The organism is Mycolicibacterium aromaticivorans JS19b1 = JCM 16368 (assembly GCF_000559085.1).
Classification (GTDB): domain Bacteria; phylum Actinomycetota; class Actinomycetes; order Mycobacteriales; family Mycobacteriaceae; genus Mycobacterium; species Mycobacterium aromaticivorans.
The window spans coordinates 255422-275346 of sequence record NZ_JALN02000002.1; the positions used below are offsets into that span (position 1 = coordinate 255422).

General features: G+C 66.6%; 13 protein-coding genes and 3 pseudogenes. 2 read left to right on the forward strand and 14 right to left on the reverse strand.

The window, feature by feature from the left end; genetic code table 11:
* Positions 1–31: 31 nt before the first annotated feature.
* Positions 32–1627: a type VII secretion protein EccE gene (eccE, locus tag Y900_RS27500; RefSeq protein ID WP_036348475.1), complete on the reverse strand. Its 1596-nt coding sequence runs from the start codon at positions 1625–1627 to the stop codon at positions 32–34.
* A pseudogene (mycP, locus tag Y900_RS27505) lies at positions 1624–2988 on the reverse strand (type VII secretion-associated serine protease mycosin); the annotation flags it as partial. The pseudogene mycP and the gene eccE, both read right to left, overlap by 4 nt.
* A gap of 95 nt (positions 2989–3083) precedes the next feature.
* Here mycP and Y900_RS31920 point away from each other — a divergent pair.
* Positions 3084–3493, forward strand: a pseudogene (locus tag Y900_RS31920) (transposase); the annotation flags it as partial.
* 212 nt (positions 3494–3705) lie between these two features.
* Here Y900_RS31920 and Y900_RS27520 read toward each other — a convergent pair.
* Positions 3706–4941 carry an IS256 family transposase gene (locus Y900_RS27520; protein ID WP_036341372.1) on the reverse strand — a complete coding sequence of 412 codons (1236 nt, stop codon included), beginning with the start codon at positions 4939–4941 and terminating at the stop codon, positions 3706–3708.
* 5 nt (positions 4942–4946) lie between these two features.
* On the opposite strand from Y900_RS27520, the gene Y900_RS27525 reads away from it, so the two are divergent.
* Positions 4947–5747, forward strand: coding sequence for an IS3 family transposase (locus Y900_RS27525; RefSeq protein ID WP_081845393.1), 801 nt, complete (start codon positions 4947–4949; stop codon positions 5745–5747).
* Positions 5748–5763: 16 nt separating this feature from the next.
* On the opposite strand, the pseudogene Y900_RS27530 reads toward Y900_RS27525, so the two are convergent.
* From Y900_RS27530 to Y900_RS30555, 11 genes and pseudogenes are all read right to left on the reverse strand, one after another.
* Positions 5764–6084 (reverse strand): annotated as a pseudogene (locus Y900_RS27530) (peptidase S8); the annotation flags it as partial.
* A gap of 50 nt (positions 6085–6134) precedes the next feature.
* Positions 6135–7727 carry a type VII secretion integral membrane protein EccD gene (gene eccD, locus Y900_RS27535; RefSeq protein WP_036348479.1) on the reverse strand — a complete coding sequence of 531 codons (1593 nt, stop codon included), beginning with the start codon at positions 7725–7727 and terminating at the stop codon, positions 6135–6137.
* A complete protein-coding gene (locus Y900_RS27540; RefSeq protein WP_036348481.1) occupies positions 7724–9247 on the reverse strand; it encodes a MinD/ParA family ATP-binding protein in 1524 nt (507 codons plus the stop codon). The genes eccD and Y900_RS27540 overlap by 4 nt, the downstream gene beginning before the upstream one ends.
* A gap of 115 nt (positions 9248–9362) precedes the next feature.
* A complete protein-coding gene (locus Y900_RS27545; protein ID WP_157838292.1) occupies positions 9363–10226 on the reverse strand; it encodes an ESX secretion-associated protein EspG in 864 nt (287 codons plus the stop codon).
* Positions 10227–10501: 275 nt separating this feature from the next.
* Positions 10502–10789 carry a WXG100 family type VII secretion target gene (locus tag Y900_RS27550; protein WP_036348485.1) on the reverse strand — a complete coding sequence of 96 codons (288 nt, stop codon included), beginning with the start codon at positions 10787–10789 and terminating at the stop codon, positions 10502–10504.
* Between the two features lie 51 nt (positions 10790–10840).
* Complete coding sequence (locus tag Y900_RS27555; protein WP_036348487.1) at positions 10841–11134, reverse strand: WXG100 family type VII secretion target; 294 nt, start codon at positions 11132–11134, stop codon at positions 10841–10843.
* 148 nt (positions 11135–11282) lie between these two features.
* Positions 11283–12467, reverse strand: coding sequence for a PPE family protein (locus Y900_RS33530; protein ID WP_051660511.1), 1185 nt, complete (start codon positions 12465–12467; stop codon positions 11283–11285).
* A gap of 19 nt (positions 12468–12486) precedes the next feature.
* Entirely contained in the window at positions 12487–12783 is a 297-nt protein-coding gene (locus Y900_RS27565) for a PE family protein (RefSeq protein ID WP_036348490.1), read from the reverse strand.
* A gap of 79 nt (positions 12784–12862) precedes the next feature.
* A complete protein-coding gene (locus Y900_RS27570) occupies positions 12863–17071 on the reverse strand; it encodes a type VII secretion protein EccC (RefSeq protein WP_036348498.1) in 4209 nt (1402 codons plus the stop codon).
* Positions 17068–18615, reverse strand: coding sequence for a type VII secretion protein EccB (gene eccB, locus Y900_RS27575; RefSeq protein ID WP_036348501.1), 1548 nt, complete (start codon positions 18613–18615; stop codon positions 17068–17070). The genes Y900_RS27570 and eccB overlap by 4 nt, the downstream gene beginning before the upstream one ends.
* Positions 18616–18854: 239 nt before the next feature.
* Positions 18855–19883 carry a C40 family peptidase gene (locus tag Y900_RS30555; protein ID WP_237752747.1) on the reverse strand — a complete coding sequence of 343 codons (1029 nt, stop codon included), beginning with the start codon at positions 19881–19883 and terminating at the stop codon, positions 18855–18857.
* Between the last annotated feature and the right edge of the window lie 42 nt (positions 19884–19925).

Below are 19925 nucleotides of genomic sequence, written 5' to 3' on the forward strand. Positions count from 1 at the left end.
TCGAAATATGTTGTGGTGTCAGCTCGCCCGATCACGCCACGCGCCGGGCTGCGGCGGCGATGTCGTTGCGTTCGGACTTCACGTCGATGTGTAACCGGTACCGGAATTCGGCCGTGCGGATGACCGCGGTGTTGTTGGAGTCCTGCTCCAGGTGTACATCGGCGACACTGGCCGTTCCCGGGTTCACGGCGCGCACGGTGACGGCGGCGGTGGGGTGGTTGCCTGTCGTTCCGGTGTGGTCATAGACGACCATCATGTCTCGGCCGCCATCGGGCAGCTCGTCAGGCACCGCGCGGACTACTCGCAGGCCGGGAGCGAGCGCGCTGCGCCAGCGTTCCGGGCGGCCCGACACGACAGCCACCCGGTAACCGGTGGCGGCTGCGCGCCGGGCGATCTGAAACAGCAGCGCAAGTTCCCCGGCGACGGTCACCGAGGCACGCCGACCCGGGCGCGCATCGCCTAGGGGAACCAGCATCGGATGGTGCTTGGCGGTCGTGCCGATCAGAATCCCGGTGGCGGCCATTGGTGCGCGCAGGTTCTCCCTGGCCCCCAGCTCGCGGTGCGGCAGTTGCAGCGCTGGCAGTGCGGGCTCCAGCAGGGTGGCACGCAGCGCCTGCTCCTGTTGCCCCGACAGCGGGTTGAGCCCCCGCAGCGGGGGCTCTTTGAGCGGGCCCGCCGTGGCGTAGCGCACCAGCATGCCCACCGAGACCGACCCGCCCGGCCGGGGTCGCAGCTGAATGCTGGTCATGGTGGCGTCGGTATCCGGTGCCCATAGCCGATCCAACGTCGCCGAGGTGATGTCCTGCGGTGACACCCAGTAGTTGGTCACCGCACCGGCGGGGTGCACGAGAGCCGACCACTGCGCCTGGGCGCCACCGGCCAGCGGGCCCGCGATCGCCGCGTCCAGCTCGGCCAGCTCGGCGGGATCCACCAGCCGCGACGGGCACCCGTGTGCGCCGAGCTCGACAGCCAGCCGCCGCGCGCAGGCGGCCAGCGTCGCTGCCACCGAGTCGCGGGCGGCGATAGCCCCGGCATTGTCGCGGCTGCGCATCCGCAACACACACCAGGTACTGCGCTGCCCGACCGCTCCGTAGTCGGCGATGATCCCCGAGTAGGTGGCCGCGTAATGGTGATGATCCGGTGCGGCCCGGCGCCGACCGACGCTGTGGATGTCGATCCCGGCCAGCTGCACATCGAACTGCTGCACCGCCCTGGCCACCACATCGACAGGAAGCAGGACCCCGGACTGCACCCGGTGCTGATCAAGTACCGAGGGAGTGTGCGAGGGGCCGTCCACGGCGACCACCGCCAACGCCTCGAAGTCATCGCCGCGGATCGCCAATTCATCGGTGGTCCAGCGCAGCCGGTACGGGCACACCGGCGCCTCGACGGTGGCGGCCGCGCTCCGCCGCAGCACCCGCCCCCCCGCCAGCGCCGCCAGAGTTGCCTGACGCCAGGTGATCAGCAGGGCCGCGTCGAGCAGTACCGCGATTGTGATCGGCACGGCCAGGGCGACCGGCCCGTGCCACAGGTGTGTGCCGGCGGCCAGCAGCGCGACGGTCGCCGCGAACGCGACGATCACCCGCCACCAGGTGAGCCGCAGTCCGATCGGGGAGGTCGATTTCACTGCATCCTCCTGTTGCGGACGATGGCCGCCACACCGACCGCGGCGACCGCCAGCAGCGCCACGGCGCCGATCGTGCCGAGCGCGATCCATACCGGGGACATGTCCCGTCCTGGATGAGGCGGCGGCAACACCAGCGGATCAGCAATGCGCTCAGGCGGGCGCGGATCTCCGTCGGGCAGGTTGTAGGTCAGCGCGGCAACCGGATCGACGATGCCGTACCCGATCTGGTTGTCCACCCCACGGGCCGGTGGGCGCGCGGTGCGGATGAGGCGGTTGATGATCTGGTGGGAGGTTAGCGTCGGGTACTTCTGGCGCACCAGGGCGGCCACCCCAGAGACGATCGCAGCCGAAAACGATGTTCCCCCAGGGTTAATCAGCTTAGTGTCGTTACCTTCCTTGCCCTCGACAGCGTTCATCAGGCCGTCGTCGCGGGCCGACAGACTTTCGATGTTGGTCCCTGGTGCGGCGATCGACACCCACGGGCCAGCCATGCTCAGGTCGGTCAGCGGATTACCGTCAGCATCCACCGCCCCCACCGTCAGCACATAGTCGGAAAACCAGGCGGGGGTGACCACCGTAGTCACGCCAGCCCAGTCGCGAGGATCGTTCGGGCTCAACGGGTTATAGATCGGGTTTTGCTTGCAATCCTTGTTGCTGGTGTTGCCCGCGGCCGCGACGATCACCGCATCCTTGTCGACGGCTGCGTAGCGGATCGCTGCGCCGAGTGCTTTCTGATCGACCACGTCGAGTGCGCTCATGCAGGACACCTCAGAGATGTTGATGACCTTCGCGCCCATGTTGGCGGCGTGGACGATGGCCCGCGCCATCGACTCGATGTCCCCGGCCTTACGTCGGGTCTCCGGATCCTCGTTACCGAACGAGTTTTCCGGGCTGAACGCCTGCGAGGATTGCCGGATGGAGATGATCTGCGCGTCCGGGGCGATGCCGGTGTAGGCGTCCGGAGGGGGAATCACGGGCGCTGGTGGCGGGGGCGGGGGCGGGGGCGGATCATCGGCCGGCATCGGCCCCGGAAAGTCGACCGGCTGCACGCGCAGCGCCCCGCCGTCGCTGTGCCAGGCCGCCGGCGGCGCGTCCGGTGGTGGTGGCGGTGGTGGTGGCGGCGGGGCCTGAATGATCACCGTCTGTGTCTGTGTCTGTGTCTGTGTCTGTGTCTGTGTCGGTGGCGGTGGTGGTGGGGCTTCCGATGTGGGAACGGTGTCGGGACGCCGCGTTTGGCGCGGCGGGGGAAGGCGCGTCTTCCCGTCCGCGGGCTGGGCCGCGATGATTGACGCCACGATGGTGCCGTGTGCGTCGCAGTCCTGCAGGCCGTCACCGTCAGAGACGTAGTTGATCCGCCCCGGTGTGTCCGGAGAGTTCTTCTTTTGGGAAGGATGGGCACGTGGGAGCGAAGTCATCGAGGCGGTATCCGGAGGAGCTGAAGCAGCGAGCTGTGCAGATGGTGGTGGATCTGCGTGGCGATTCGACGTCGGAGTGGGAGGCGATGGGTCGAGTCGCTGATCTGCTGGGTGTCGGTACTGCTGAGACGGTGCGTAAGTGGGTTCGCCAGGCCGAGATCGACGGTGGTGTGCGGGCAGGGCAGACCAGTGAGGAATCCGAAGTCCTGCGCAAGCTGCGTCGGGAGAACGCCGAACTCAAGCGGGCCAACGCGATCTTGAAGGCGGCGTCAGCTTTCTTCGCGGCCGAACTGGACCGGCCCTCTCAGTAGTCGTGGAGTTCATCAGCGCCCACCAGGGACACCGGGTGGGCGCTGATGGTCTCAAGTGGGGTGTCGAGTCGATGTGCGCCGTGCTGGATGAGTACGGCGTCACGATCGCCCCGTCGACGTATTACGCGCATCGGGCCCGTGGTGGCCCGTCGAAAGCCGATCTGGCTGATGCGCAGATTATTGACGCTATCTGGCGGCTGCGGCGATCTTCGGCACTGTTCAAGGTTCTCGGTGCCCGGAAGACATGGATTGTGTTGCGCACCAATGGACTCGATGTTTCTCGGTGCGTGGTGGAGGTCAAGTCCAGGGACGTGGTGTACGACGTCGTCGGGTGATTCTTCGAGTTGATGGTTCAGGCGGTGAGCGCCTCTGTGGTGGCCTCCTGTTCTGTCGGTGAGTTCTGGACGGCTTGTGATTTGCTGAGGACGTCCAGGCCGAGGTAGCGCCGGGATTCGGCCCATTCGTCGTGCTGTTCGGCCAGGACGGCACCGACGAGGCGGATCAGGGCGCCCCGGTCGGGGAAGATGCCGACGACGTCGGTGCGACGGCGGATCTCCTTGTTCAGCCGTTCCTGGGGGTTGTTGGACCAGATTTGGCGCCAGATCTGCTTGGGGAACGCGGTGAACGCCAGCAGGTCCGCGCGAGCATTCTCCAAGTGCTCGGCGACCTTGGGGAGCTTGTCGGCGAGCGCGTCGATGATCCGATCATATTGCGCAGCAACGGAATCAGCGTCCGGCTGGTCATACACCGAATGCAGTAGCGTGCGCACCCACGGCCACGACGACTTCGGGGTGATGGCCATCAGGTTGGTGGCGTAGTGCGTACGGCAGCGCTGCCAGGCCGCGCCAGGCACGGTGGCGCCGATCGCGGCCACCAGCCCCGCGTGCGCGTCGGAGGTGACCAGTTTGACCCCGGATAGGCCGCGGGCGGTCAGCGATCGCCAGAACGCCAACCAGCCCGCCCCGTCCTCGGCCGTGGTGACGTCGATGCCGAGGATCTCGCGGTAACCCTCGGCGTTCACACCGGTCGCGATCAGCGCATGCACGTTGACCACGCGACCGCCCTCGCGGACCTTGAGGACCAGGGCATCGGCCGCGACGAACGTGTACGGCCCGGCATCGAGTGGCCGCGTGCGGAACGCCTCCACGGCGGTGTCGAGTTCCTTGGCCATCACCGAGACCTGCGATTTCGACAGCCCGGAGATGCCCAGCGTGCCGACCAGTTTGTCCATCCGCCGCGTCGAGACGCCCAGCAGGTAGCAGGTGGCCACCACCGTGGTCAGGGCCCGCTCGGCGCGTTTGCGTCGTTCCAGCAGCCAATCGGGGAAGTAGGAGCCCTGCCGCAGTTTCGGGATGGCGATGTCCAATGTGCCTGCCCGCGTGTCGAAGTCACGGTGGCGGTAGCCGTTGCGGTGGTTGGTTCGCTCCCCGCTGCGCTCGCCGTAGCCGGCGCCGCACAGTGCGTCGGCCTCGGCACCCATCAGGGTGTGGATGAACATCGACAGCAGCTCGCGCAGCACGTCGGGATGAGCGGCGGTGAGTCGCTCGGTCAGGACCTGCTGCAGGTCGATATCGTGGACAGTGGTCATCGCGTGTGTTCCTTCTTTGCTCGAGTGACTTTGGACGGTCCCTCGAAGAATCACGCGATGACCTTCAATCACTCGGCTACGACACGCCGGTACCGCTAATCAGGTCCGACTCGTACACCACTCTGCTGGACGCAACCGTGGTGGAGCGGGTCATGCGGGAAATGGGTTGGCGTGGTGCATGCAAGCGGCGGCGGGTGCGCACCACAGTCGCTGACCCGGCAGCGACTCGGGCTCCGGATCGGGTCCGGCGGTGTTTCGTCGCCGGTGCACCAGACCGGTTGTGGGTCGCCGATTTCACGTATTGCCGCACCCGTGCCGGCTGGGCCTATACGGCGTTCGTCACTGATGTTTATGCCCGCAAGATCGTGGGCTGGAAAGTGGCCACCGAGATGACTCAGAAGCTGGTCACCGATGCGATCAATCACGCTATCGATACCAGGAAGCGTTCCGGTGCAACGACTTTGGCTGATCTTGTTCATCATTCGGATGCGGGTTCGCAATATACCGCGGTGGCGTTCACCGAGCACCTGGCCCTCGAAGGCATACTGCCGTCAATCGGCACCGTCGGGGATAGTTTCGATAATGCTCTGGCCGAATCGGTGAACAGCAGCTACAAGACTGAACTCATCGACCATCAACCGCTCTATCCCGGCGCTACCGAACTGTCCCTGGCAACGGCCGAATGGGTCGCTTTCTACAACCGTCAGCGACCCAATGGCTATTGCCAGGACCTGACACCGGACCGGGCCGAAGCGCTCTACTACCATCGCCTCCAGCACCCTCAAACCGAGGAGGCACTCAAGTAACAGAGCCTCCGAACACACCGGGGCGGATCAAGTCGCCGCCTGGAATGAGGTTGGGTAGGCGCGGGTGGGGATTGACCCCGGTGTCGATGACCGCCACGGTGACGCCCGCGCCGCGGCCGAATTGCCACGCTTCGGAGAGATTCATCATGTCCAGATAGCGGGGCTGCACCCGGTAGTCGGTGCCCGGGAGTGTGCCCACGCGCGGGCAGTAGGCCCCCTGCTTCATCGGTTCTGGCGGGGTGGGCGGTCCGTCCGGTGGAACGGCTGCGGGATCGATGGTGGGCGGGGCGACGGCGACCGCGGTGGGCGCGGTCGCCAGCGCTGGTGCCAACGCCATCAGGGTCACGCCGAGCAGGCACGTCGCGCTGCGTACGGCAGCACCGGTGTTCATGAGCGGTACCGGATTGCCGTGAACACGCCCATCAGCCAGAACGTCAGAGGGAAGGGGGCGATGAGCAGCAGGTAGCCCACCCATTCCACGATCTGTTTGAACATCGGGCTGTAGACGTGCGTCGGGACGATCGACGCCAGCGCTAGGCCGGCGGCGGTGAGCACCAGCATGGTGGCGCACCCGATCAGCAGGGCCGCCGGTGACCACAGCCCGACTGCGTAGCGCAGGGGCACGGCCAGCCCGATGGCGACCGACGCGACAGCCAGCAGGGTCGATTGACGCCTGTCGGTGTAGGAGCGGGCGTGCAGCAGGATCGCCCCCGCGCTGGTCGCAGCGACCACCACGGGCAGCCATCGTTGGTCGGTGCGCGGATCGCACAGTGCGGTCGCGCTGATCACCATCAGGCCCGAGAAGCCGGCCAGCAGGCCGGTCAGAAGGCTGTGGGCTCGGTCAACGGAGATGATCACGTTGCGGACCGACTCGGGGCCTTCGAGCGTGGGGGTGTCGCCGCTGGGCACCACCACGGCATTGGGCAGATCAGGGCGAGTCTCGAAGATCCATCGCCCGCTAGCAGACGGGAAGACCGGCAGCCGGAGGTTGGCCAGCATGCGCGCAAAGCCCGGCGCCAGCTTGATGCACACCAGGGACACCAGCAGCACAATGCCCAGCAGAGTCACCGCTGAGGTGACCAGCAGCATCCGCGCCACCCCGGCGGCCAAGGCGGCCATGCTGATGACGACCACCGCGGTGCACAGGGCGATATGGCGGCCGGTGAATCGAATGATCAGCCCCGCTGCGGCCAGGGTGACCGCGGCACCCACTCCCGCATGGACGGCACCGAGCGGACCAGGAATGGCCAGCGCGGCCGCGACCGCGGTCGTGGCGGCCGTCAGCAGCAGGAAAGTGTCAGCGACAAACAGTTCGGCGCGCAGAACCTCTGCTCGTTCAGGCTCGACGGTGCGAACATCGCCGGCCGCCCGCCGAGTGCGTGAGGAGCGGATGCCGGTGACGGAGGCAGCGACGATCAGCACCAGAGCGCAGACGCTGGCGGCTGCGCTGGCGATCGCGTCGTCGTGGCCGTAGCGCCAGCGCAGCAGCAGCGCGGTGACCAGCAACATGGCGATGGCGACCAGGACCACGCCCACCCGGGCTGCCCACGGCGGTGTTACTGACGGCCAGTGCTTGCGCAGTTCGGCGGGGATGGCGCTGGTGACGTGCTCGATCACCGGAATCCGCGTTTCGGCGTCGTCGATGAAACGCAGCCACAGGGTGGCACCGTCGAGGACGCCCTGTTCACTGAGCGAGCGCTTGGGCTTCAACGGTGTCCCGTCGACCCAGCACAGCGCCCACCGTCCGCGTCCCGGCACCGCATCGTTCGGGCGGACCGACAGTCGGGGCTTGCCGATCTCGCTCAGGCGGCTGTTGAGCACGTCGACCAGAGCTGGTGTCTGAATACCGATCGCGGCGGCGGCGTCGAGGCGCACGCCGATCGATATGTCGTTGATCATGACCGCGACCAGCACCTGGCGCAGCTGCTCGGATTCTTCCCCCGCTCCAGCGGCTACCGGGGCATCACGAACCGAGGTCACCGCAGTGCCGTCCGTCCGCTACGGAAGCCTTGCGCCATCCACGCGGCCACACCCAGGTAGGCGTACTGGGTGTCGCGGCGCAGCGCATCCCAGTCCAGCTGGGGGCTATCGCGCAGGTGCTTGTCCCACGGGATCGAGGTGACGCCGCCGACGCGCTGGCCGATCGTTTCGCGCACCTTGGCCATGAAATCCTTGTCGGCGCAGTTGTACACGTCGTTGAGGACGAGCGCCGAGCGGCGCAGCAGGGCCTGGTACTCGCTACGGGCGGCCAGCCATTTGATGGTGGTTTCCGCTGCGGCCGCGCCGTCGAAATTCATGGTGCCCACGATGATCAGCGAATCGACCTGGGATAGCACCGTCTGCATGACGGGGTGCTCGATCTCCGGGCCGCAGTCGACCAGCGCCAGTTGATAGAAGCGGCGTACCCGGCGCAGCACTGCCCCGAAGGCCTCCGGTGAGAGGTCAAACGGATTGGCTACGTTCTGGTTGGCCCCCAGGACCTCCAGGCCGGGCTTGTTTTTGCCGGTGTAGTGCCGGGCCATCGGGTAGCTGTGAAGGTTGTTGTCCGCCAGGAACTCTCGAATTGAGGCGGTGGCCGTCGGATCGATGAGGCGGCCCAGCGCGCCGTATGTGGGGTTGGCGTCGATCGCCAGCACGGGTTCATTCTTGCGGTGGATGGCGTAGGCAGTTCCCACCCCAGCGGTGGTGCGGGTCTTGCCCACTCCCCCGCGGATAGACACCACGCCGATCAGGTAGTTGCCCGGAATGTTGGTTTTGATGAGGTCGATCTGCTCGCGCAGCTGCTGCTCGGCCGGCCCAGCACCGAGATTGATCGTCTTGGCCGACCCGAGGTACACAGCCTTGCGCCACCCCATTTCGGGCGGCAACTTCCGCGCGGACACGACGTCCTCGGCCCGCAGCGCCGGAGCGTTGGATGCGTCGGCGAAGCTGGAGCCGCTGGCATCCCACAGCGGCGCTGACTCGCGCGCTACGCCATTGTTGGCCGCTAACGGTGCCTGCGAAGGCCGGGCGGGAAAGGGCTGTGACGGTGGGCGGTGCGCCGCGGCCGGGCCGCGGGAGTAATCGACGAACGGCCCCGAGAGGGCCTGCCCGGCATCGGCGGAGCCCGCGTCGGCGAAACCGCGGGGCGGCGTCGCAGGCGCCTGGTGCCGCCGGTCACCGGTGTAGTCGCCGGTGGTGTCGCGGTGACGCGGAGCGGGCTCGCGGTACTCCCCTGCGCCCTCGGCCGGGCGCGAAGGTGCACCCGGGCGGCGCTGCTCGTCGGGTCGCGGCGCGGGGGGCGGTGGCACCAAGGGCGAGGCCACAACTTGTGTGGTTTCTGCCCAGTTGTCCGGCATCGCCTGATAGGGCGGGGCTTCGGGTTCAGGTAACGACGGCACCTCGGGGACCTGCGGTTCAGCGCCGATGTCGGCCTCCCGGTCCAGACCCCGAACAGGCGGGCTTTCGTCGGGGTCCTGCTCGTTCAGGTACCGCGCGGCGAATTCCGGGTCCATGCTCATATAACCACCCCAATGGCTTGATGAAAGTGATGATGCAATCGTAGGGCCGCCAAATACCGGTTAACTACGCCCAAGCGAGAAAGTTCGGTACATCCGTTGCTGATGGGCGCAGGCATTACGCGAATCGTTGATGGTTTTCCCAGTCGCGGACATTCACGCTGCTCAGCACGGTTCGAATGCCTTGCAGGATTTGGCTGGGCGACCCGGGCGCTATCACCATCCAGTCCTGAGTGGAGCCGCGCGGCGCCAGCATCTGGTACAGCGCGACCCGTCCGCTGTCGGTGTCGCGGATGTTGAGCGCTGTGACGCTGGTGTCCCGGCGGGCATCGGTGTGGGCACGCGCGTATACGACTGCCTCGACGACCGGCTCATCCAGTAGCGCCCCGAGCTCGGCCAGCGCCGCCGGCGGAACACCGAGTGAGCGCAGCGGAAGGTCGCGCTGCGGGTCTTCCGTTGCGGCCGCCCGCGCGGCGGCTGCACTGAGAGTGTCCTCGTAGGGAAGGTTCATCGGCTCGATGCGCGAGGGCTCGACCGGATGCAGCGCGTTGAGCTGATCGACAATGATGTCGCGAAGCCAGACCGCCGAGTTACCGTCGAAGTCGACATCGTCGATGGTGATGTCGTCACCGGCGCGAGCTGCCGAGACCCACCGGCCGTCGCGGCGGGCGAGCACGATCTGCAGCTGGTTCTCCGGAATGTCGCGCCGCCACGTCCCCGGATCGGTGACGTCAATGCGTCCCTTCCACGAAAGTGCGCCCCGCGCAATGAGAATGGCCACCTCGACATCGGGGGCTGCCAGTGCCCGCATGCGCGCGGCCACGGCGGGAATCACGTGTCCGTCGTGGCCTACCACGCCCGCCTCTTGAAGTTGTTCGATGCGCGGGTCTCCGGAGATCCACGTGCTCTCCCGTGGCGCCCCATACGGCACCGTGCTGAGTTCCGGTGCCACCGTGGCGATATCGAGCATGGCTTGCAGCATCCACATACCGTGCGAGTTGACTGTCACATCGGCGACGGGTTCGGCACTGTGGGCGGGAAACATTGTGCGCGTGTCCTTTACGTTGGGTGGTCTGCCGTTGTACGGCTGCTATGTCGTCGTTGACGAAATCGAATGCGGCGGCACCCTCGGGTGAGGGTGCCGCCGCATACTCAGGCGGTTGGCGCTCGGTAGAAGCTAGCCGCCGTGAGGTGTCGTGGGGCAGTGCGTCCGCTGCGCTTGTGCGTGGCGGCGGCGCACCCCCTTGCTGGGGTCGCTCAGAGCGACCAGGTGTTGCCGACACCGCTGTCGGTGTGGGCGGTGTTGCCCGCGACGGTCCCGACCTTGCCGCCGTGCTCATGGAGCTGCTCGAAGATCACCCGGAAGTTGCGGTTGAGCTCGTTGACGAACTCCTGGAAGCCGGTGCTACCGGTGCCGCCCCAGAAGTCGGCGCAAGCGTTGAGGTCGTTGAGGATCGCCTGGTGCTCGGCTTCCAGTGAGCCCGCCTGGGCCTGCAGCAGTTTGCCGTGGCCTTCGACGTCTGAGTAGTGATAAGAGATGGGCATGGTGTGAACGTCCTTGTCTGAGAAGGGATGTCAGTGGTTGTCGGGGATGGGTCAGGACTTCAGCGCGGCGGCGTTGGCGTGTTCCTGCTGCTCGTAAGTGTCAGCCGAGGTGCGCAGATTGTCGCTGACGAAGTGCATCTGGTTCTCGATGTTGCGGAACGCGCGCATCATCTCCTCCACGGTGCCCAGCGACGTCGTGTTGGCGTCACCGTCCCAGCCGGCGCCCGCGATGCCCGTGGACGAGGCGTAGGCCTTCTGGGCGTCGGAGGTGATGTTGGAGGCGTGATTAGCGAAACGGCCGGAATAGTCGCGCATCGCGGCCGGGTCGGTCATGAAATTGGACATCTATTTGCTCCTGGGTTGTCGGTGTAAATGCTGGCCATTTGCTTGGACTCTGTAATCGTGTCCTGACGGCGCGCTGTATAGCAATGCGCCAAAAATCTTTTCGTGAATTGAGTTCCCGACCCCCTTCGGTATCCGCCCGGCCGCCGGCTCAGCGCGGTGTGGGAAGGACGCGCACGGGCGCGCCATAGGACGGGCCATTGCCCGAAGAGTTGTCTTTGCCCTGCATAGCCGCCATGGGCGCCGCTCCCCCTGCTCCCACGCCTCCGCTCGCGGCAGACGGTGCGGCAGCGCCACTGGCTGCGCCGGTCGCCGAGATCGGTGCGGCACCCGCGCCGCCCGATTGAGCGCTCGCCGCCCACGTCGCCGGCACCGACAATCCACCCATGCTGCGGGCGCCGCCCAACCCGGCCGAGAGGGCTCCCATCCCGCCGCCACCAAAGCCGCCGCCACCGAGCCCGCCAGCAGGCCCCAGAGTGGAAGCCGCCGAGGTCAGCGCACCGGTGCCACCCATACCGCCCATCGAAGGATTCATCATGCTCATGAACGGAGACAGCAGCGACTGGAAGCCGCCCAAGCTCTGCAGCGGGTTGCCCCCGCCGCCCATCAATGGCGACGCCAGGCCCTGCAACGCCTGCGGAACAGCGCTCATGAACTGGGGTGCCATCGCCATGATGGAGCTGGCGTCCCCGCCGCCCATGCTGGCCGTCGACTGCCCCGCCGATGCCGCATTCTGGCCCGCCTGCCCGGCCGCCGTCCCGCCCGCCTGCGCGACAGCGGCGGCCTGGCTGGCGAAGCCGCCAGGATTGACCGTGGGCGCGGGAGCCATGAACGGGACGAGCGATCCGGTGATGCCGGCAGCGTCGGCACTGAACCCGTACATCGTCGACGCGTCCTGGCTCCACATCTCGTCGTACGCGGCGACACAGGCGGCAATGGGGCCAGCGTTGACGCCCATGAAGTTGGTGGCGATGAGGGTTTGGAGCAGATTCCGGTTGGTCTCGATCACCGGCGGGGGCACCGAGCCCGCATGCGCGGCCCCGATCGCCAGAGCGGCTTGCGCGGCCGCGAGTGCGGTTTCCTGGGCTTGGGTCGCTGCCTGAAAGAGCCAGCGAACATTCTCCGCACCGCCGGCGGCCATCATTGTCGAGGACGGGCCCTGCCAGCCGCCAGCGAGCAGCGCCATGATGGCCGAATTCAACGCGGCGGCGTTACTGGCCAGGTTGGCTGCCAACGACTGCCATGCACCTGCCGCCGCGGTCAGCGGCGCTGACTGGGGTCCGGCGTAGGCACGCGCGGAGTTGATCTCCGGCGGCAGCGCTCCGTACTCAACCATGGCTGTGGGTGTAGGTAAGTTACATCGCCGCCACGGCGTTGAACGCCTCGGTGGCTGCGTAGCTGGCGCCGGATGTACCCAACGCTCCGGCAAACATCGCATGCCAGGCTGAGGCCATACCCGCCATCGCCTGATACAGCGAGCCGTGGGTGCCGAACGCGGCCGACAGCAGCAGTGCCGTCTCATTGGCCTGCCCAGGCGCCACGGCCGTCGTGGGCGCGGCGGCCGCAGCGTTCCCACTGGTAAAGGCCGAGTTCAGGGCCGTCAACGTGCCGGCCGTACTACCCATTTCTAACGGTTCAGTGGTGACGAACATGGAACGTGACCCCCTTGTGTCGCGTCGAATTTCCAATATGAGTGTAACGGGAGTTTTGGGTGGGTGCGGTGCGCCAAAATCAATTCGCTCCAGCCTCCGGCGAAGTGTCATGGCCAACTTGAACGTAAAGTCCCGATTCGCCGGTACTCATCAGGAATCCACGGCCAACCGGCATGGGGTGGCCCTTCCACCGGCCGCGCACAAAGCCTTCTTCGCCGTCAGAATCCATCACCAGCAGGGGTGCGTTGGCCTGCTTCATGGCGCCCAGCAGCGGATCGGCGCGGTCTGATCCGGCCCATCCGCCGAAGCGGCGGGCGTAGATGATGCGCAGGCCGACGTCGGCGGCGGCGTTGGCGCTGGGCACCAGGTCGCGTAGCGGGGCGTCAAAACCGAACGGCAGCCGATCGGCGTCGTCGATGATCAAGAAGATTTCCGGACCCGACCACCGCCGCTCCAAACTCGCGTCCACGTCGAGTCCTGATTCGGGCAGCCGGGCGGTCAGGATGCCGTTGAGCTGCGTCGCCCAGGGCCCGATCTCATCGTTGCGGTAGGTGAAGCGTTCCAGGTAGTCCTTGCCCAGTATGCGCAGCAGTTCACGGCGCGGGTTGACCAGCCACACCTGCGCGGGGGGCCGTGTGTCGCGCGGATCCGGCACCGCGGCGCTGGCCCCCGGCGCGTAGACGCGCGCGATTTCACGCATGATCGCCGAGAGCGCATTGGTCCGTCCACAGTCCTCGCGGCCGGTAATGATCAGGAAGGGTGAATCCTTCTCCAGGCCGACCAGCTCGTCGCGCTCGTTGATCGCCCATGCCATGCCCGCGTGCTGTTCGCGCTGTGCCCGCGTGTGCAGCTCGGCCAGCGTTACGTTCATGGGCAACTGGCGCACGCGAGGGGCGGGGCGGTACTTGTCCGCCGCCCGGCGCACCGCCTCGACCACACTGTCGGACCGGAACTCCGTGTCCGGGGTGCCGCGCAACGCCGGCCGCGCGATCAGGGTGTGTAGGCCTTCCTCTTCGGCGCCCAGACGTACGTAGTTCTGGGCGACCATCCCGCGGCCCGGCTTACCCGAAGGAACCGCGTCGGTGAGCTTGCCGCGCAAGAGCTTGGCGTCCTCAGGGCCCTGCAGCTTGAGTTCCACGCGCTGGGGCCACGCGCCGCGCATGCGCGGCGGTAGGTCGATGTCACGACCCACAGAGATGATCACGTGGATACCGAAGCTGCTGCCCTCGCCGACGAGCTTCTGAATCTGGGCCGACAGAAGGTCCTTGTTGCGGATCGTCGAGGCTTCGGCGGTCAGCGCAGCGTAGTTGTCTACCACCAGATACACATCGCCGAACGGATCATCGGGAACCGCGCCGGGGACACCGCGGAACTTGCGGTCGCGCAGGTCCTGCATCGAGCTGATCCCGCATGCGGGGAAGCTGCGTTGCCGGCGCTCCAGCAGCTCGAGCATCTCGGAGATGGTGCGGCGAATACCGTCCTCATCCAAAGCGCCCGCCACCCCGCCGACATGAGGTAGACCGGCGACGGTATCCAACGCCCGCGACGACAGCGCCAGGCAGTAGAACTGCACCTGCTCGGGGGAATGTGTCATCGCCGCAGCGCAGATCAGGGTCTGCAGTGTGGTGGTCTTGCCCGCCGAGCGCACACCCACGACGAGCTGGTTGGCGCCGTCGCTGGTGGTGTTGACCAGCAGCGGGTGCTGGTCCTGCTTGTAGGGGCGGTCGACGATGCCGATCGGGAAAACCAAATCCGGTGTGGCCGCATAGTTCTCGTCCCATCGCCGACCGAGATGCATGTTGACGATCTGGTCGATCGTGTGCGGTACGTCCAGGGGCGGCTGCCAGAGCACCTGGGGCTTGAAGTTGTAGCTGCGCAGCTGATCGAGAATGACCGGGCCGACCTTCGGCTTGCGCAGCGCAGCGTCCTCGTCGTCCTGATCCTCCACGGAATCGGGCGCGACGCTGATTTCCACCGGAGTGTGCTCGCTCAGATGCTCGGGCAGAGGTACCCACGAAGTCGTGAACAGTTGCGGCTCAAGGTATTTCTCTGACGATGACGTGGCCTCGATAACGTCGTCGTTGTCCGCGCCCGGGCGGCGATAGTCCCGCCACAGTGACTCGGCCCGGAATCGGGTCAGTTCGTCGGCCGAGCCGGTGCGCATGTACCCCACACCGACCTCTCGGGGCAGGTTCACCGCTTGCGGGACGCCGGCCGCCGAGGCACTGGCTGAGGTGTTCTGCCGCAGGACCAGCCGATAGCCGACGTTCTCCAGCAGTTTTTCCGCTCGCGCGTCGATGTCCTGGCTGGCCAGCAGCTGATGCACCCACAGGGATCGGCCCTGGCGGCCGATCTGGTCGAGCACTTCGGGCAGATCCGGTTTGATCCGGAAGGCTTCCTTGAACTCGTCGAGCACCACCAGCAGCCGTGGCAGCGGCTCCAGGTATTCACCGCGGGCCGCGCGCTCGTCGCGAATCTGGTTGTACTCGTAGGCATCGTCGGCGCCCACTGAGTTGCAGACCTGCTTGCGGCGTGCGATCTCGCCCCACATGGCAGTGATGAACCGGTCCATCAGCACCTGGTCGTCTTCCAAGTCGGTGATGATGTGCGGCACGTGGGGGGTGCCCTCGAAGGGCTTCACACCCGCGCCGCCCTTGCAGTCCGCCAGAATCATCTGCAGGTTCTCCGGCGGGTGACCCACGATCAGCGCCAGAATGACCGTTCGGATTGCGGTGGTTTTACCGGATCCCGTTGTGCCAGACATGACCCCGTGGGGACCATCTCCGCCCTGGTTCATGTCTTTCATGTCGACGAACACCAGCTCGCCGTTGTCGGCGCGCACGCCGAAGGGGACGCGTAGGTTTTCCGGGGCGTTGATATCGCGGTGGGGACCCCACAGCGCGTCGAAGTCGATGGCGGCGGGGTCATTGATGCCGTAATAGGACAGGATGTCGCGCGGGCGTTTGAAATCGCTCAGATCATCGCCGATGTCTTCGTACGGTTCGGCGATGCGCGAACGCGCGATCTGCTGGGCCAGCTGCTCAGCTTCGAAGCGCTCAAGCTGATCTGTGATCGCGAAGAACTGAAACCCATCCTGAGCGTCGGGCGCCCAGTTCCCGTCGCGCGGCACGGCGTCGATGACACCGTCCTCTTTGAGCCGCAGCGTGCGGGTGCCGCGCTCATCCTGGCAGGCGGGCACCCCACCGCGGATGTCGAAGAAGGTCCAGCCCTGTACCCCCGTCGATGTCATGACCGAATACCAGCTGCCCGAGGCGATGTCACTGATCACCACGGTGTGCGGCATCGGGGCTACGGCGTCGCGGCTACCTGCGTGGCGGGGAACGAAGGCACCCGCGCGTCGCACGGCGTCAGTGAACTGACTGTCCGCGAACTCGCTTACCGAGGTGTAGACCATGCGCGCCGGTCCAGCGCCGTCGATCTGGCGCGGATTCCCGTTGTGGGGCAACCACTTGACCCACTCCCATTCCGAGACGTCGTCGGTCACGACGACCAGCTGGAGATGATCCGGGCCGTGGAAGAACGCCAGCTGGGCGAGGATGGCCCGCATCAGCCCCAGTGTGGCCTCACGCTCGCCGGTGATCCGGTAGCCCGGCTCCACCAGCAGCGAAATCAATGCCGGGGTTCCGTAGGCCACGCTCTGATAGCGCACGAATTCCTGCAGGGCCTTGCCGGTCGCCGGTTCGAGTTCGACCTCGGTGGGCATGTCATCGGGCTCGCTGAACGTGATCGCCCCGCCCTCGGTCAGCGAGGTCATGCCCACGCCCACCCGGGCGACCCCGAACCAGGTGTCTTTGCCGTTAGGGTTGCGTTCCCACATCCGGGGTCCGCCGGCCTGGGCGATGAGCGTGTCCGCTGGCGGGTGATACCAGCGGTAATTCCCGTCGAGCTTGTCGGCGGCATCAGAGACCCGGTCCCGCATCTCATCCAGGACCAGCAGGAATCTGGCTCGCAGCGCATCGAGTTTGCCGCGGCTCATCTGCTGATTGCCGCCGCTGAACCGTCCGCCGAACAGCATGGCGCCGATACCGAGAATGCTGAACACCGGGAAGATCGCACCCACACCGTTGAACGTGCGGGCACCCGAGGCGAACGAGACGGCCACCATACCGCCGACCAGGCCGATGACCAGGATGCCCACCACGATGAGCCACGGCGACTTACCCTCTGGCGGGGGAACTTTCAGCGGGGTCAGCAGCTTGATCGGTTGCGGCTTGAGGTCGCTGCCAGGCGGCGGTGTGGGCTTGGGGCGGACGAATCCTTGCTTCACTGGGGTTGCTCCAATGCTCCAGGGTTGCGATCTAGCGGCAGCGTGTTGTGACGCACCAAGGCATCGGCCTTCGACAGCGTCGGGCCGGCAACGAACAAACGCAGTACCGACCACGGCGCCGGTTTGGGCTCAGTGTTCAAGCCCAGCGCAGTCAGCGTCTCTTGGTCCCGTTGCACGCCGAACCGCACTCCTGACTCTGAGAGCCACCACGCGGACTCCTTCGTCGACGCCGTGGGTCCATTGCCGGTGCTCACCACGTAGTTCTCGTAATCCGGCCCGAAAAAGATCTGATCGGCGACCTGGCCGCCGGTCTTCTCCGAGGGCACCAGTTTGACGATGTCGCCGCCGCGGTCGGCTGGCAGCGGAATGGTCGCACCCGACACCACCGACGTGGTGGTGCGGTTCTCCCCCGCACCTTTCTCCCACCACCAGCAGGTCGCCGGATTGGCTTGCGTATCCACCACTTTCAGTGGCTCGTCCGGGTAGATCGAGGTGTCAATGATGGTGACCGACGGCAGCTGCGACAACACCGACCCGGCGATCACCGGAACTGCGCCTGTTGGATTGCCGCCGGCGTTCTGCAGGATCTGCGCCACGATCGGGGAAATGGTCTGCATCCCCGACTGCAGTACTACCGAGTACGTCGTGTTCCCCTCGACCTGGGGTGTCGATACGACAGTGCCGACCGGACCCGGAGCGCCAGGGAACGGAGCAGGATTGCCTAGTCCCGGGATCACCGGCACGGTCAGCGGCGGGGCCACCGGAATGGCGTTGAGCAAGGCCTGGCTCATCGGCCGGGCCGCCGCCAGGTCCTCGGCGGTGACTCCCAGCGCCAGCAGCACCGGCCGCTGGCCGGCGTCCACCAGCGATCGGCGGCCATCGCGGATCAACCACACATCGGTGCCGAAGCGCAGCAAGACGCCATCGGACTTGTCGAGCACCTTGCGGCGGTCCGAGAGATCAGGCCTGCCATCGATCACTGTCACGGTGACCGGCTCCGGTGCCCCCGCGCCGAACGCTTTGGTCACCGCGTCGCAGACCAGCCAGGACGATCCCGCCGGTGCGGTCGCGTTCATGACGTTCGGCGCCCCCGGGATGCCCACCATCACGCCGCGAGGGCGGGAGTCAATCTCGCTGCGGCGCACCCGAACGGGATTGGTGGCCTGCCCGGCGATCAAGCGCGCCGAGGACAGATTCAGGGCCGGGTACAGCACGTTGCCGACATTGACGTAAAGCGCCCCGCCGTCCTGATCGGCGACGATTTTCGAATCCCCCACCGAGCCTGCTGGCCGGATGAACGACCAGAACAGTGCGCCTACACAGATCACGACGACGATCGACATCCCGGCCAGGACGGCCATCCATTCCCGCCGGCCCGGCTCTGCTTCCATGCGCACCTGGCGGCGTGTCATCCCCAGGGCGGCGCGCCGCGCCATGAACTGGTGTGCGGTGACCTGGACACGCGTTGCGTAGCCCAGGCCTCGGCCCAGCCGCCGGCGCGCGACCTCTTTGTCCTCCGCGGCGCTGCCTCGTTCACCTGCCATTTACTCCGCCCCCGGATTCCCGCGATGTACAGCAGTTCGGTCAACTTCGGTCACCGATTCAACATAAGCCAGCTCCCCATGCCGCCGCGCCGCCCAAAGCCGCACAGTTTCAACTCCCTATATTGCCTGCTTGGAGGGCCGCTGCTGTGCGCGAATATCGGCCGTCCCACCGCCAGGCCACACGCCAGACGTCCGGTGACATGTAGGGCAAAGAGGGCCATAAATATTGCTTAGCACAGCTATGCAACACGCCGAATCTCCAGGTGGCCGGAAGGAAGGCTCGATAGCTTTACCCGCTCATGGCGGTTAGGAGCCTCCACGACCATGTTGGGCGACACTGCCATCACGACGTGTTCGGGTCGCCCATTCTGCCAGTTGCACAAGATCAAATCACCCGCACGGATGTTCGCGCGGCTCACGGGCGTGCCCGTATGTACCAGGTCGTACGTGGTGCGCGGGAGGCTCACTCCGGCCTTGCCGTAGGCCCACTGAGTCAGCCCCGAGCAGTCGAACGCATTAGGTCCCGTCGCGCCCCACACATACGGCGCACCCAGTTTGGACTTCGCGAAGGCGACCGCCCGGTTGGCGCGGTCACTGCCGTTGCCGTCTCGGCCGAAGAGGTCAGAAGTGAGCTGGTCGGTGGCGTTGCGTGAGTTTTGGCCGTTGAGCATGCCGGGCAGTTTGGAGAACATGCCCATGCCGGGGAGTCCGCCGCTACCGCCGCCCATGCCCATCGACGGCATTCCGCCGCCACCACCCATCCCGCGGAACATGCCCGCCTGGGACGCCTGCCCGGCCTGGCGGTAGGCCATCGCCATCTGGCGCATTCGGGTGGCCAGCAGCTGATTTTGCGCCCTGGTGGAGTCGAGCTGACGTTGCATCGCGGCCAGGCGGTCATCCATGTTGGTCACCAGCGTCTTCACCCCGGCCGGTGAACCGGTAGCCGGCGCGATCGCCGCCGCGGCGCTGGCCGCGCTTTGGCGCACACCGGTGGCCCCGGCGCGACCGTTCTGGCCTTCGGCGGCCCCGGCAGCCGAGGTGCCGTTGGTTTGGGCGTCCAGGCCGGTCACGGTGCCCCAGGTGCGTTTGTATCCGTCACCGGCGTTGCCGGCCCCGGTACTTAAGGCTGAATCCGGCGGGGCGGCCGGCACACCAGGGCCCTGGCTCTGGATCGACCCCGGACCGCCAGCCGCGGGGAAAACGCCCTGGGCAGCGGCCAACACCCGGTCAACCTGCGCGATATACGCGCCCACACCCGAGCCGCCCACCCGCTCAAACTAAACCGACACCACCGGCCACAACCACGCCCC

Coding starts and splice junctions, on each gene's coding strand:
- Y900_RS27555 (WP_036348487.1), bottom strand. CDS start 11,134: ATGTCCAATTTCATGACCGACCCGGCCGCGATGCGCGACTATTCCGGC.
- Y900_RS27545 (WP_157838292.1), bottom strand. CDS start 10,226: ATGCTGCAAGCCATGCTCGATATCGCCACGGTGGCACCGGAACTCAGC.
- Y900_RS27565 (WP_036348490.1), bottom strand. CDS start 12,783: ATGTTCGTCACCACTGAACCGTTAGAAATGGGTAGTACGGCCGGCACG.
- Y900_RS33530 (WP_051660511.1), bottom strand. CDS start 12,467: ATGGTTGAGTACGGAGCGCTGCCGCCGGAGATCAACTCCGCGCGTGCC.
- eccB (WP_036348501.1), bottom strand. CDS start 18,615: ATGGCAGGTGAACGAGGCAGCGCCGCGGAGGACAAAGAGGTCGCGCGC.
- Y900_RS27540 (WP_036348481.1), bottom strand. CDS start 9,247: ATGAGCATGGACCCGGAATTCGCCGCGCGGTACCTGAACGAGCAGGAC.
- Y900_RS27550 (WP_036348485.1), bottom strand. CDS start 10,789: ATGCCCATCTCTTATCACTACTCAGACGTCGAAGGCCACGGCAAACTG.
- Y900_RS27520 (WP_036341372.1), bottom strand. CDS start 4,941: ATGACCACTGTCCACGATATCGACCTGCAGCAGGTCCTGACCGAGCGA.